Source organism: Marinomonas algicola (assembly GCF_014805825.1).
In the GTDB taxonomy this organism is placed as follows: Bacteria; Pseudomonadota; Gammaproteobacteria; order Pseudomonadales; family Marinomonadaceae; genus Marinomonas; species Marinomonas algicola.
Genome location: NZ_CP061941.1, coordinates 844,160 through 856,412 on the forward strand (window position 1 = coordinate 844,160; position 12,253 = coordinate 856,412).

The 12,253-nt window shown below is 40.7% G+C and carries 13 protein-coding genes; 9 read left to right on the forward strand and 4 right to left on the reverse strand.

The window, feature by feature from the left end; all coding sequences use genetic code 11:
* The first annotated feature begins 170 nt into the window (after nucleotides 1-170).
* The 5 genes from IEZ33_RS03725 to IEZ33_RS03745 all read left to right on the forward strand — a co-directional run bounded on the left by IEZ33_RS03725 (nucleotide 171) and on the right by IEZ33_RS03745 (nucleotide 4,551).
* Complete coding sequence (locus IEZ33_RS03725) at nucleotides 171-1,190, forward strand: GlxA family transcriptional regulator (RefSeq protein ID WP_191603523.1); 1,020 nt, start codon at nucleotides 171-173, stop codon at nucleotides 1,188-1,190.
* 145 nt (nucleotides 1,191-1,335) lie between these two features.
* Nucleotides 1,336-2,103 (forward strand): ABC transporter ATP-binding protein, encoded by a 768-nt coding sequence (locus tag IEZ33_RS03730; RefSeq protein WP_191602381.1) that lies wholly within the window; start codon nucleotides 1,336-1,338, stop codon nucleotides 2,101-2,103.
* Between the two features lie 163 nt (nucleotides 2,104-2,266).
* The gene (locus IEZ33_RS03735) at nucleotides 2,267-3,022 is read left to right on the forward strand and encodes a transporter substrate-binding domain-containing protein (RefSeq protein WP_191602382.1); all 756 of its coding nucleotides are present in this window, start codon (nucleotides 2,267-2,269) and stop codon (nucleotides 3,020-3,022) included.
* A 126-nt stretch (nucleotides 3,023-3,148) separates the two neighbouring features.
* Nucleotides 3,149-3,838 carry an ABC transporter permease gene (locus IEZ33_RS03740; RefSeq protein ID WP_206696901.1) on the forward strand — a complete coding sequence of 230 codons (690 nt, stop codon included), beginning with the start codon at nucleotides 3,149-3,151 and terminating at the stop codon, nucleotides 3,836-3,838.
* Nucleotides 3,839-3,840: 2 nt separating this feature from the next.
* A complete protein-coding gene (locus IEZ33_RS03745; RefSeq protein WP_191602383.1) occupies nucleotides 3,841-4,551 on the forward strand; it encodes an ABC transporter permease in 711 nt (236 codons plus the stop codon).
* Between the two features lie 78 nt (nucleotides 4,552-4,629).
* On the opposite strand, the gene glnK is transcribed toward IEZ33_RS03745, so the two are convergent.
* From glnK to IEZ33_RS03765, 4 genes are all read right to left on the reverse strand, one after another.
* The gene (glnK, locus tag IEZ33_RS03750; protein ID WP_191602384.1) at nucleotides 4,630-4,968 is read right to left on the reverse strand and encodes a P-II family nitrogen regulator; all 339 of its coding nucleotides are present in this window, start codon (nucleotides 4,966-4,968) and stop codon (nucleotides 4,630-4,632) included.
* A gap of 89 nt (nucleotides 4,969-5,057) precedes the next feature.
* The gene (gene hemE, locus IEZ33_RS03755) at nucleotides 5,058-6,155 is read right to left on the reverse strand and encodes a uroporphyrinogen decarboxylase (protein ID WP_191602385.1); all 1,098 of its coding nucleotides are present in this window, start codon (nucleotides 6,153-6,155) and stop codon (nucleotides 5,058-5,060) included.
* 147 nt (nucleotides 6,156-6,302) lie between these two features.
* Nucleotides 6,303-7,106: a DUF2927 domain-containing protein gene (locus IEZ33_RS03760; RefSeq protein WP_191602386.1), complete on the reverse strand. Its 804-nt coding sequence runs from the start codon at nucleotides 7,104-7,106 to the stop codon at nucleotides 6,303-6,305.
* Nucleotides 7,063-7,593 (reverse strand): NUDIX hydrolase, encoded by a 531-nt coding sequence (locus IEZ33_RS03765; protein ID WP_191602387.1) that lies wholly within the window; start codon nucleotides 7,591-7,593, stop codon nucleotides 7,063-7,065. Before IEZ33_RS03765 ends, IEZ33_RS03760 begins: the two co-directional genes overlap by 44 nt.
* 277 nt (nucleotides 7,594-7,870) lie before the next feature.
* On the opposite strand from IEZ33_RS03765, the gene astE reads away from it, so the two are divergent.
* The 4 genes from astE to kdsA all read left to right on the forward strand — a co-directional run bounded on the left by astE (nucleotide 7,871) and on the right by kdsA (nucleotide 12,234).
* The gene (astE, locus tag IEZ33_RS03770) at nucleotides 7,871-8,905 is read left to right on the forward strand and encodes a succinylglutamate desuccinylase (RefSeq protein WP_191602388.1); all 1,035 of its coding nucleotides are present in this window, start codon (nucleotides 7,871-7,873) and stop codon (nucleotides 8,903-8,905) included.
* Nucleotides 8,906-9,041: 136 nt separating this feature from the next.
* Nucleotides 9,042-10,154, forward strand: a complete 1,113-nt coding sequence (locus IEZ33_RS03775) for a zinc ABC transporter substrate-binding protein (RefSeq protein ID WP_191602389.1) — start codon at nucleotides 9,042-9,044, stop codon at nucleotides 10,152-10,154.
* A gap of 136 nt (nucleotides 10,155-10,290) precedes the next feature.
* Complete coding sequence (locus tag IEZ33_RS03780) at nucleotides 10,291-11,280, forward strand: KpsF/GutQ family sugar-phosphate isomerase (protein ID WP_191602390.1); 990 nt, start codon at nucleotides 10,291-10,293, stop codon at nucleotides 11,278-11,280.
* A 96-nt stretch (nucleotides 11,281-11,376) separates the two neighbouring features.
* A complete protein-coding gene (gene kdsA / locus IEZ33_RS03785) occupies nucleotides 11,377-12,234 on the forward strand; it encodes a 3-deoxy-8-phosphooctulonate synthase (RefSeq protein WP_191602391.1) in 858 nt (285 codons plus the stop codon).
* The last annotated feature ends 19 nt before the right edge of the window (nucleotides 12,235-12,253 follow it).

Sequence of the window (12,253 nt, forward strand, 5' to 3'; positions counted from 1 at the left end):
AAGTTTAGTCAATGCGACATTTTCTTTCGCTTTGGGTGTTTTATCTATAATAACGCTTGATCAAAAGGGAAAAACCCTTTGTTATCCATTTTATAGAAAATAATATTCTTTTTTTAAGTTAATTGTAGGATGAAAACTTGTACAAACGCGAATTTGCATCAAGAGAAATTATGAAAGCCAGTGGAAAGCCGCAAAAATACGGTTTTTTATTGCTTCCGCATTATTCTATGTTGGGTTTTTCATCAGCGATTGAAACCTTGCATCTTGCAAATTGGGTGAGTGGAAAAGAACTGTATCGATTCTGTACGATTAGTTACGAAAGTAAAGAGGTACTTTCAAATACTGGGGTAAAAACCATTGTGGATTACCTAACATACGATTCGCCCAATGACCTTGATGCCGTTTTTATTTGTGGAGCATCACCTGTGACACAAAATGATAATCCCGCATTAGAAAGTTGGTTGAAAAGTTTGTCTAATAGACGGATTGCGCTTGGAGGACTTTGTACTGGAAGTTATCTGTTAGCAAAAGCGGGTTTGCTAAATGGTTATAGAGCCACTATTCATTGGTGGAGTATTGCCAACTTACGAGATGAGTTTCCAACCACTATTGTATCGAATCATTTATTCGAGGTGGATAAAGACAGGTTTACTTGTAGCGGTGGTACAGCGGCCATGGACATGATGATGTTTATGATAGGTAAACAACATGGTATGAATCTAGCAAGCAGTATTTCAGAACAGTTTGTTTGTGAGCGGATTCGGTCTCATGAAGATCCTCAGAGAATCCCTCTGCAAGCTCGAATTGGTATTGGCCAGCCGAAATTAATTGAAGCGGTTCAGTTAATGGAGGCTAACATCAATGAACCATTAAGCCCTGATGACATTGCCTATCATGTTGGCTTGTCTCGCCGTCATCTTGAAAGGTTATTTAAGAAAAACTTAGACTCAATGCCATCAAGATATTATTTAGAGTTAAGGTTAAATCATGCTAAGCAATTGCTAACTCAATCAGATAAGGCCATTGTGCAAGTGGGATTTGAGTGCGGTTTTAGTTCAGCGCCCCATTTTAGTACAACGTATAAAAGCTTTTTTGGGGTGACACCAAGAGAAGATAGAAAACTATCGACTCCACGAAATACGATTCCTGAACAAATAGACAGGAAAAAGCGTCAGCTTTGGATAAAATAGTTTAAAATATTGAACAGTTTATCACTTGGCCTGTTTTTTTGTATTTGATCATAGTTCATTTATCAATAAAATAGCGTTCTACAAAACTGGGAAATATGCAGTTAATTACAATAACAAATGTTTAAAATAAAAAGGGTAGCTCGATATGTCAAAAGTCCCAGCTTTAGAGCTGAATGATATTCACAAGACCTTTGGTGATGTAGAAGTCTTAAAGGGCATTTCTTTAAAAGCGTACGATGGTGATGTAATTTCGATTTTGGGCTCTAGTGGTTCGGGGAAAAGTACTTTTTTACGTTGTATTAACTTGCTAGAGAACCCAACTAAAGGGGAGATTATATTTAATGGTGATCCTCTTGCGCTGAAGCCTGGTGACACCGATCTGGTTGCTGCTAATATGAAGCAGCTAACAAAGATGCGTCAGCAAATTGGTTTTGTTTTTCAGAGCTTTAATCTGTGGCCTCACATGACGATTTTAGAAAATGTGATGGAAGGCCCTGCCAATGTTCTAAAACGTCCTAAAAATGAAGTAAGAGAGTATGCGACACACCTTCTTAATAAGGTTGGCATCGCAGAGAAAAAAGATATGTATCCAAGCCAGTTATCTGGTGGACAACAACAGCGTGTTGCGATTGCCAGAACGCTTGCTATGGACCCTCAAGTTATTCTATTTGATGAGCCAACATCGGCACTTGATCCTGAATTAGTGGGTGAAGTACTTGGTGTAATGCGCAATTTAGCGGAGGAAGGCAGGACGATGTTGATCGTAACTCATGAAATGAATTTTGCTAGAGAGGTTTCTAGTGAGGTTGTTTTCTTACATCAAGGTTTGGTTGAAGAAAAAGGAACACCTACTCAAGTGTTCGGAAACCCTCAATCAGAGCGATGTAAGAACTTTTTGTCGAGCACATTTTAGTTAGGCCTTTGCTCGTGACTACGATTAAAGGTGTCTATTTGGATGGAGTGGGTAACACCATATGATGTCCTGAAATTTAATGTATGATGTTATCGACATCATTATTAATACAATAAAACAATGTAATTATAATAAAACTAGCAAAACCATAAAAGGTCCTATTATGAAACTAAAAACGTTAGCCGTTAACTCTCTACTTGTAGCAAGTGCTGCGATGATCTCTGTCTCTGCTCAAGCCGCGGATAAAATCAAAATAGCAACGGAAGGAGCTTGGGCTCCATTCAACTTTATTGATGATGCTGGTGTACCTCAAGGTTTTGATGTTGATATCGCTTGGGCACTTTGTGAGAAAATGAAGGCTGAATGTGATGTTGTGACTCAAGATTGGGATGGTTTAATTCCTGGTCTTAAAGTACGTAAGTTTGATGCCATTATTGCTTCCATGTCCGTTACTGAAGAGCGTTTACGCGTCGTTGATTTCTCCGATAAATATTATTCTGGTGGTTTACGTTTCCTTGGTAAAAAAGGAACGGCGTTTGATCTAGCCAACTTAGAAGGTAAAGTAATTGGTGCTCAACGTGCAACATTAGGCGCTCAATTCTTAGAAGATAACTTTACTGGTAAAGCCGACCTTAAATTCTATGATAACCAAGATAACGTTTATTTAGACTTGCTTGCTGGTCGTTTAGACATCGTATTGTCTGATGAGTTACCCACTTATAACTGGCTGAAATCATCTGAAGACGGTGACAAGTTTGAATTTAAAGGTGATGCGTTCCAGAAAAATGATGAAATTGGGATCGCGGTCCGTAAAGGCGATAAGCTAAAAGCTAAGTTCAATAAAGCGCTTGAAGAAATTCTAGCGGACGGAACCTACGCAGAAATCAATGCTAAGTATTTCCCATTCTCTATTTACTAATCACACCCTTAAAAATAGATTGACGAATTTGTTGATCTCTTTTTAATAAGTGATTGATCTGAGATCCAAATAGGCGGCCGTCTAGCCGCCTATTTTTTCTAGTCCAATCTATTCTGAGAAATTATTATGATTGATCTGCATGGATTCGGTAATCAGCTCCTACAGGGTGCTGTTATTACTGTTGAATTAGCCTTCGCCTCTCTTATTGTTGGTTTAATATTAGGCTTATTAGGTGCATCAGCAAAGCTATCGTCTATAAAGGTTTTGCAATGGATAGCAAATACCTACACAACAATTATTCGAGGTATTCCAGAGTTACTTACCGTACTGATTATTTACTTTGGCGCCACCTCCGTTCTGATGGGTATAGCCAGTTGGTTTGGTTACGAAGAATACATTGAAATTGGTCCATTTGTGGCTGGTGTAACGGCATTAGGGCTTACCTTTGGTGCCTATGCGACAGAAGTGTTTCGTGGTGCTTTACAATCAATCCCTAAAGGTCAGCATGAAGCGGCTACAGCACTAGGTATGGGGAATGTACGTAAATTTTACCGAGTTATTTTGCCGCAAGTATGGCGTGTCGCTTTACCAGGGTTAGGTAACTTGTTCCTTGTTCTTTTGAAAGATACGGCCTTAGTTTCTGTTGTTGGTTTGGATGATATTATGCGAAAAGCCAATATTGCGGTCAGTAGTACAAAAGAACCCTTTCTTTTCTACAGTGCCGCCGCCTGCATGTATTTAGTGCTCACTATTGTTTCAATGGTGGTCGTTCATTACATGGAAAAGAAAGCCAGTCGTGGCATTAAGAGGACGTAATTATGGAACTTTCGGTTGTTATTAGCTATTTTCCTCGACTTCTCGATGGTGCGTGGGTCACTATGCAATTGGTGGTGCTGTCAATTGTGTTAGGTGCTATTTTTGCCTTACCAATTGCGTTAGCGCGTATATCCGCGTCGCCATTTGTTCGTGTTTTTCCTTTTCTGTACATCTTCTTTTTTCGAGGTACGCCTTTATTAGTGCAAATATTCTTAGTGTACTATGGTGCCTCACAGTTTGATGTTGTAAAAGAAAGTATTTTTTGGCCTATTTTAAGAGAGCCTTTTTGGTGTGCCATTATTGCTTTTACTCTTAATACTTCGGCATACACAGCTGAGATTTTCCGTGGCGCGATACAAGCTATCCCCGTTGGAGAAGTAGAGGCTTGTAAAGTGGTTGGTATGACAAGAGTGCAGATGTATCGTCGAGTCTTGTTGCCAAGAGCATTTGGAATAGTGTTACCTGCTTACGGTAATGAAATCATCTTAATGTTAAAGGGCAGTGCATTAGCCAGCACGATAACGCTTCTAGACCTGACGGGAATGGCGCGAACCATTATTGCCAGAACCTATACTCCTATTGAGATATTTATGGCGGCTGGGGTGATATATCTTGCCATCAGCATGATAGTGATTGCTATTTTTAAGCAAGTTGAAAAGCGTCAGAATCGCTATTTAGGGCCTATTAGTATTAAGATACCGGATAAAGGTTAGGTGTGGGTAAACCCAACGCAATAAAAAAGAGGCGATTAAAGCCTCTTTTTTATTGCGTTGGGTTTACCGCTTAATACATTAAATGGCGTCTGCACCCGTTTCACCAGTACGGATACGGATTATCTGTTCTAATGAAGTGACAAAGATTTTGCCGTCACCGATTTTTCCTGTATTAGCGCTAGTTTGAATGGTTTCAATCGCTCGCTCTACTTGGTCATCATCAATTGCGAGCTCCAGTTTTACTTTAGGCAAGAAGTCGACGACGTATTCCGCTCCACGGTAAAGTTCAGTATGACCTCGCTGACGGCCAAAGCCTTTAACTTCTGTAACAGTGATACCGTTAACGCCTATTTCGGATAAAGCTTCACGCACTTCATCCAGCTTAAAAGGTTTTACAATGGCAGTAACAAGTTTCATATAAATGTGCTCCGTTTAAAACAATAACAGTACGATACCCTTAAAAATACCACTCTGTACGATATCCTGCTACAGATATTAACGATGTTTTATTCATTAAGTGCGTCTAAATCGTCGTATCGCGCTTCGTGGTATTTGGCTCCAAGCTCATGAACCGCATCGATTAAAAATTTTGGATGGGCAGGATCGACAAATTGATGGATGCCATGACCTAAGTTAAAGACATGCCCTGTGCCGTGGCCAAATCCAGATAATACGTTTTCTACTTCATGGCGAATAACGTCTTCACCAGCGTATAAAACACAAGGGTCAATGTTGCCCTGTAGTGCGACTCGGTCGCCAACGCGAGCACGCGCTTCGCCTATATCTGTCGTCCAATCAAGACCTAGTGCATCCGGACCGGTTGCGGCCATGTTCTCTAGCCATTGGCCGCCGTTTTTAGTAAACATAATTACTGGGATTTTACGACCTTCGTGCTCTCGAATAAGGCCATCAAGGATTTGTTTCATGTACATTAATGAGAAACGTTGGTACATAGGACCACTTAACGCGCCACCCCAGGTATCGAAAATTTGTACGGCTTGAGCACCGGCTTTGATTTGACCATTCAGATAATCAATCACGGAGAGCGCTAATTTATCAAGTAGCTTGTGTAAGACTTCAGGTGATTTGTACATCATACCTTTAATATGGCGAAAATCTTTACTTGAACCGCCTTCAACCATATAAGTGGCTAAGGTCCATGGACTCCCTGAGAAACCGATCAAAGGCACACGTCCGTTTAGTGCATTACGAATCACAGTAACGGCATTCATTACGTAATCAAGGTCATTTGCTGTGGCAATAGGAAGGGCGTCTACGTCCGCTTCTGTGCGTACTGTTTTTTTGAATTTAGGGCCTTCACCGGTTTCGAAATAAAGTCCTAATCCCATCGCATCTGGGATGGTTAGAATGTCAGAGAAAAGAATGGCCGCATCTAGGTCATAGCGCTCTAATGGCTGTAATGTGACTTCACAGGCAAAATCGGCATTTTTACATAAGCTAAGAAAGTCACCTGCGGTTGCGCGGCTTGCTCGATATTCTGGTAGATAGCGTCCCGCTTGGCGCATCATCCATACGGGTGTGGTATCAACAGGCTGTTTAAGTAAAGCGCGTAGGAAACGGTCATTTTTTAACTCAGGAAACATGTATTTACTCCGATTAAAAAGAAATTCCCTGCATTTTACCTAAGTTCTTTTATAAAAGCAGAGTGAAACCTGAGTATTTACTTAGATCTGGTGAAAAAAATGACTGGTGTTAATAAAAGCTCGACTTTTTCATGGCTTAGCTGCGATTTAATCCCCTATGTATTCTTGCAAGCTGCCCTTTCTCACTCTTCGCGCAGCGTCTCTAAGGTCGCCTGTGTTTAACAGTTCACGGATGGCCAGGGGTAAGGCTCTTTTTGTGTCTTGTACTGTCATCCCTGGCGTAAGGTAGTTTGAGTAGAGCAGTTTTAAGAGAAGGTAATCCAGAGGGCTTAAATAGGAGTCGATACTTTTATCATTAAAAATAGAAGGAAAAACATCGTCTGAATCGTTTGGTAGTCCCATCAATTGAGTAATTTCTTCAATAATGCAATCTAAAAAGCGCGCTTTTTGTCTAGCGTAGTCAACCGGAATAATAATAGTGCCTTTAGTAATTTCTGATCTTTGATTGTAGGAAAAGTTTCCTAAACAGATGGCTTCTCTAATGGCCGCTCTAATTTTTTCTGGATTACCAATGTATTCTTTTACCTTTGGTTCAAGTTGTTTATAAGAGGTAAATATTATAAATATGTTGGCGTCTTGTTTGCTGTTTACATAGCTAATAGGAACACCAGTGATGGAAGAAAGGTGATCTAAGTGAACGGACAGTAATTCTTTTTGTAATCTTGTATCACCATAGTCGCTTTCCAAAAAGACATAAATGGGTCGTTCCCAGCGAACGAGTTTGGTATCGGTTTTTTTGTCGTATTCCCTTTCAAGGGCAATGGTTATAAAGCTCTTTTGTAAGTAACGCGCATCTTGCCATCGTTCAATAGCAAGAGTATTGAGTGAGGCAACAAGAAGGCAAAAACTAAAGAGGGTCTGTAACACGATCGTGTGTGAGTTTGTTAGCATAGTTTATGAGTGCATCCATTGAATCTTTGGTAAAAAGTTGCTTTTCAGTGTTCTCTAAAATGTCGTCAATAGACATTAAGTGTAATGAAGCGACCTCACTGGGTTGGGGGACGAGAGGTCCATGTATGGCTTCATTGTATTGGCAAGAATAGAGTTTCCCCCAGATTTTAAAACCTTCTCCTTCAGTATAAAATACTCCGTGGCAGGTCAGTTCTGCGGAAATTCCAAGTTCTTCAGATAACTCGCGTTGTGCGCATAAAAGGTATGATTCGCCGCTGGCCACCACTCCGCCTGTCGTAATCCCATACCAGCCAGGGCAAAAAGGTTTATTAAGTGCTCTTTTCTGAACGACAAGCTGGCCAGAAGTCGTAAAAACTAAAATATAAGTGGCTCGGTGGAAGTCCTGCCCGAACCGCATAACGTCTCTTTTAACGTCCCCAATCACCCGATTGCGTTCATCGACTACGGTTATGATTTCATCTGGCATACATCACTTCTTATTGTCTGGGCGGGTGAATAAAGCACTGATCAGAAAGTGTTTTGCTTTGTTGAATGCACTCATCTGCTCAATCGCCTGTATTATGTCTTGATTTGTAACATATTCTGTTAGATTTTCCAAAAAACGCAGGGGGTAAAAAAATAAAATTAATAATGAGCGACATTTAGTTTAATTTTACCGATATTTTGTGAAAAAAATCATACATTTTAATACAATACCGATAATATTTACGGTTTGTTTTGTTTGAAAATGGATACTGAACAGTATGTCTTCTCGTTTTGCTTTTCCAAATAATGATTTTCTGGCTTATACATTGGCGAATCCTGTTGAGTGTGCGCCACAAACCTTTAGCATCAAAGAGGGACATGTCTATTTAGAAGATACAGGTATTTTAAGGATTGAGCCGAACGTTAGCTCCGCAACAAGTTTAGTTGTGTCTGTGGGAGTGCATGGTAATGAGACTGGCCCCATCGAATTAATAAACGCTATGTTAAAGGATATTCTATCTAACGAATTGGCGCTAAAGGTGCGTTTATTGGTGCTTATTGGCAATCCTGTGTCTGCGAATGCGGGTAGGCGATTTATGGATGTTAATATGAACCGATTATTTTCAAAGGCATGGGAAAGTTTTGATTGCCCTGAGGCGATTAGAGCACAGCGTTTAGAAAACGCCGTGCAACGCTTTTATGAGCTAGGCGGAAAAAGTGGCTTGCGTTTACATTATGATTTGCATACAGCCATTCGTGAATCAGAATATGAAAAGTTTGCTGTTTATCCATTTGATCACGGCGCTGGTTACAGTCAGGCTCAATTACGCTTTTTAGCCGCATCGGGATTGGATGCTGTGTTGTTATCTCATCAACCGACAACCACTTTTTCATACTACACAAACCGTGTTTTTGGAGCCCATTCTTTTACTGTTGAATTAGGTAAAGTTTACCCATTTGGGGAAAATGACTTAAGCCGTTTCACTGATATCGATTTTAGTTTAAGGAAATTGATATCCACTGCAGGGTTACTTAATGGGGACCTAAATCGAATCAAAATTTTCTCTGTTGAGGCCGCATTAATTAAAGACTCTGAAGATTATGAATTAAACATTGGGGTCAATGTGAAGAACTTTACGGGTTTTGCTAAGGGGTATTGTCTAGCGAGTTCGGCCTTGTCTAGTTACCTTATCAAGGTAGATGGGGACGCCATTATTTTTCCCAATGCAAATGTGCCTATAGGTCAGCGAACGGGTCTTGTTGTTCGACCAACTTTACTGGAAAATTTGTTGTTGCTTGATGAGTTAGGTTAAGTTATTCAGCCATAAAGTGACGTTCTTTGTTGATGTATCTTTAATACTGTTTTTGTAGCTTATGGAACTTGCTCTTGTGAATTCTTCTGTTATGTTATAACATTTTTTGACTTTCTACTAATTGAGAATAAAGTTAATGGATAAATGCGCATTTTTAAATAAAGCTGGCATCGGTTTAAGTCTAGGGTTAACCGTTAGTTGGGGCGTTTTTGCGGAATCAAATACTCAACCTGTGATTGCAACCAGCATTAAGCCAGTTACTATGATTGTTGAGGCGATTGCAGGAGAGCACGCTAAAGTGAATCAAATTGTGTCCAATAATGCATCACCGCACGATTTTGCACTAAGGCCGTCTGATATTCGTAAAATACACCAAGCGGATACGGTCGTTTGGGTTGGTGAATCGTTAGAAACCTTTATGGAAAAAGTATTGGTTAATGGCAATAAATTTGATTCGTCGATTGAATGGTTAACACTTTCAAACATGACATTGAGAGATTTTGCTGAGCACAATCATGGAGAAGAGCACGATCATGAAGAGCACGACCATGAAGAACACGATCATGAAGAACACGATCATGAAGAACACGATCATGAAGAACACGATCATGAAGAGCACGATCATGATGAACATGAACATGAACATGAACATGAACATGAACATGAACATGAAGAACATGAAGAACATGAAGAACAGGACGAGCACGACCAGCATGCCGAAGGAGGTCATCATCATGAAGGTGTAGATCCACACGTTTGGCTGGATCCTGATAACGCCATCGTTTTGGCCAAAGCGGTTACTGAAAAATTATCCGCTCTAAGCCCAGACAATAAAACACATTATGAGCAAAACTTAACCGTTTTTATCGAGTCTGTAGAGTCGGCCGAGTTGAAAATAAATGGTGTTCTAAAACAAAAAGAAGCGCTTAATTATATGGTCTTCCATGATGCTTATGGCTATTTTGAAGATCATTTCAATGTGCATCCTGTAGACGTGATAACCGTTAATCCTGACAGAAAACCTGGGGCGAAAAAAATCACTGAAATTAAAACAATGATTCAGCAAGGTAAAGTAGAGTGTGTGTTTACTGAGCCGCAGTTTAATCCCGCGATTGTGTCGGTACTATTAGAAGGTAGCCAAGCGAAAACGGCCGAACTTGACCCTCTCGCAACTAGCATTAACTTGGGCCCATTGGCCTATCATAATTTTTTACTGAGTTTGGGTGAAAAAATTCAATCCTGCGATTAACTGGGTACTTCGTTAGCGAATCGCTAACAGGGTTTTCAGAACTCCTTCTTTTGCGAGTTGTTTTATCTATTTAAGGTAGGCGCTTAAGAAGGGGATCTGTATAATCACTTGATCTTTTTACGTGTCGAGACAGATCATGGTTAGCCCCACGCAGAACCTTACCTTATTAACACCGCCATCAAATGATCAACTTATAGAGAGTGCTCGCAAGACGCTGTCTACTCAAGCTCAAGCATTACAAAGCCTTTCATCACGTGTCGGGATGGAATTTTCCACCGCTGTAAATTTAATTTTAGCCGGGCAAGGTCGCACTATTATTTGTGGCATGGGAAAGTCGGGTTTAATCGGTAAAAAAATGGCGGCCACCTTGGCTTCAACAGGCACCCCAAGCTTTTTTCTGCATCCTGGAGAAGCGTTCCATGGCGACCTTGGTATGGTGCAGGCAAACGATATCTTGATATTAATTAGCTACTCTGGCGAAACAGAAGAACTTATCCGTTTACTGCCTTCCCTACAAAATTTCGGTAACACCTGTATTGCCATGGTAGGAAATACGGCGTCCACGTTAGCTAAAAACTGTCAGTGTGTATTGGATATTGGTGTTGATAGAGAAGTCTGCCCAAACAATTTAGCACCCACAACATCAACAACTATGACAACAGCGATGGGGGATGCGCTTGCTGTGGCCCTTATGGAAAGTCGCAATTTTCAACCTCAGGACTTTGCTCGTTTTCACCCTGGTGGTAGCCTTGGTCGTAAATTACTGACTCGCGTTAAGGATTTGATGCATAAAGATAATTTACCGATTTGTTCACCATCAACTCCGTTAACGGATGCGATCACCTTAATGACCCAAGGCCGTATGGGAGTGGTGCTCATTAAACAAGATCAGCAGGTTGTGGGTATTTTCACTGATGGTGACTTACGTCGTGCTATGTTAAGTTCTGGTGCCAGTATGATGTCACAGACGATGTCTGAGCTGATGACAAAAAATCCCAAAACTATTAATGAAAATACCCTGATCGTTAACGCAGAAGAGCAAATGCTGCGAGATAAGATCACCTTACTTGTGGTGACGGATGACGCGCAAGATGTCGTGGGTGTATTGGAAATTTATGATCGTTAAGAGTGAGTTTTAAGAGCGAAACGTATTTTATAACTGGAATCCAACTAAAATCACAGCGTGCGCTTTTAGTTGAACTAAATGTAAGTAGGAATGACTATGTCTCAGACCAGTAAAGTAATTAAAATCAATGATAACGTGAGTGTTGCAAACCATTTACCTTTTGTTTTATTTAGTGGTGTCAATGTGTTGGAGTCTCGTGATTTGGTCATGAAAGTGGCTGAAGAGCACGTTAAAGTGACCGATGCACTAGGTATTCCTTATGTTTTTAAAGGCTCGTTTGATAAGGCAAATCGTTCTTCTATTAATTCATTCCGTGGCCCTGGTATGGATGAAGGCCTAAAAATTTTGCAGGAAGTAAAAGAGATGTTTGGCGTGCCAGTCATTACGGATGTGCATGAAATAGAGCAGTGTGCCCCAACGGCTGAAGTAGCGGATGTTATTCAATTACCGGCATTTTTATCTCGTCAGACAGACTTGGTTGTAGCGATGGCGCAAACTGGCGCCGTCATTAATATTAAAAAAGCGCAATTTTTAGCGCCACATGAAATGAAGCACATACTGACGAAATGCGAAGAAGCAGGCAATGACCGGTTAATGTTGTGCGAACGCGGTACTATGTTTGGTTACAATAACTTGGTTGTGGATATGCTCGGCTTTGGCTTAATGAAGCAATACGACTACCCTGTTATGTTTGATGTTACTCATGCTTTGCAACGTCCTGGTGGGCGAGAAAGTTCGGCTGATGGTCGTCGAGCTCAAGTGGCGGAGTTGGCGAAAGCGGGCATGTCTCTTGGTTTGTCTAGTATGTTTTTAGAAACCCACCCAGATCCAAATTCAGCAAAATGCGATGGTCCTTGCGCCTTACCACTGAATAAATTAGCCCCTTTCTTAAAGCAAATTAAACAGCTTGATGACTTGGCTAAATCATTTGAAGAGCTAGACACTGGCGCTTAACCGATTTTCTATGGTTTTC

Excerpts from the sequence above, each read along its gene's own strand:
- IEZ33_RS03725 (WP_191603523.1), top strand. The coding sequence starts at position 171 with ATGAAAGCCAGTGGAAAGCCGCAAAAATACGGTTTTTTATTGCTTCCG.
- IEZ33_RS03730 (WP_191602381.1), top strand. The coding sequence starts at position 1,336 with ATGTCAAAAGTCCCAGCTTTAGAGCTGAATGATATTCACAAGACCTTT.
- IEZ33_RS03735 (WP_191602382.1), top strand. The coding sequence starts at position 2,267 with ATGAAACTAAAAACGTTAGCCGTTAACTCTCTACTTGTAGCAAGTGCT.
- IEZ33_RS03740 (WP_206696901.1), top strand. The coding sequence starts at position 3,149 with ATGATTGATCTGCATGGATTCGGTAATCAGCTCCTACAGGGTGCTGTT.
- IEZ33_RS03745 (WP_191602383.1), top strand. The coding sequence starts at position 3,841 with ATGGAACTTTCGGTTGTTATTAGCTATTTTCCTCGACTTCTCGATGGT.
- glnK (WP_191602384.1), bottom strand. The coding sequence starts at position 4,968 with ATGAAACTTGTTACTGCCATTGTAAAACCTTTTAAGCTGGATGAAGTG.
- hemE (WP_191602385.1), bottom strand. The coding sequence starts at position 6,155 with ATGTTTCCTGAGTTAAAAAATGACCGTTTCCTACGCGCTTTACTTAAA.
- IEZ33_RS03760 (WP_191602386.1), bottom strand. The coding sequence starts at position 7,106 with ATGCTAACAAACTCACACACGATCGTGTTACAGACCCTCTTTAGTTTT.
- IEZ33_RS03765 (WP_191602387.1), bottom strand. The coding sequence starts at position 7,593 with ATGCCAGATGAAATCATAACCGTAGTCGATGAACGCAATCGGGTGATT.
- astE (WP_191602388.1), top strand. The coding sequence starts at position 7,871 with ATGTCTTCTCGTTTTGCTTTTCCAAATAATGATTTTCTGGCTTATACA.
- IEZ33_RS03775 (WP_191602389.1), top strand. The coding sequence starts at position 9,042 with ATGGATAAATGCGCATTTTTAAATAAAGCTGGCATCGGTTTAAGTCTA.
- IEZ33_RS03780 (WP_191602390.1), top strand. The coding sequence starts at position 10,291 with ATGGTTAGCCCCACGCAGAACCTTACCTTATTAACACCGCCATCAAAT.
- kdsA (WP_191602391.1), top strand. The coding sequence starts at position 11,377 with ATGTCTCAGACCAGTAAAGTAATTAAAATCAATGATAACGTGAGTGTT.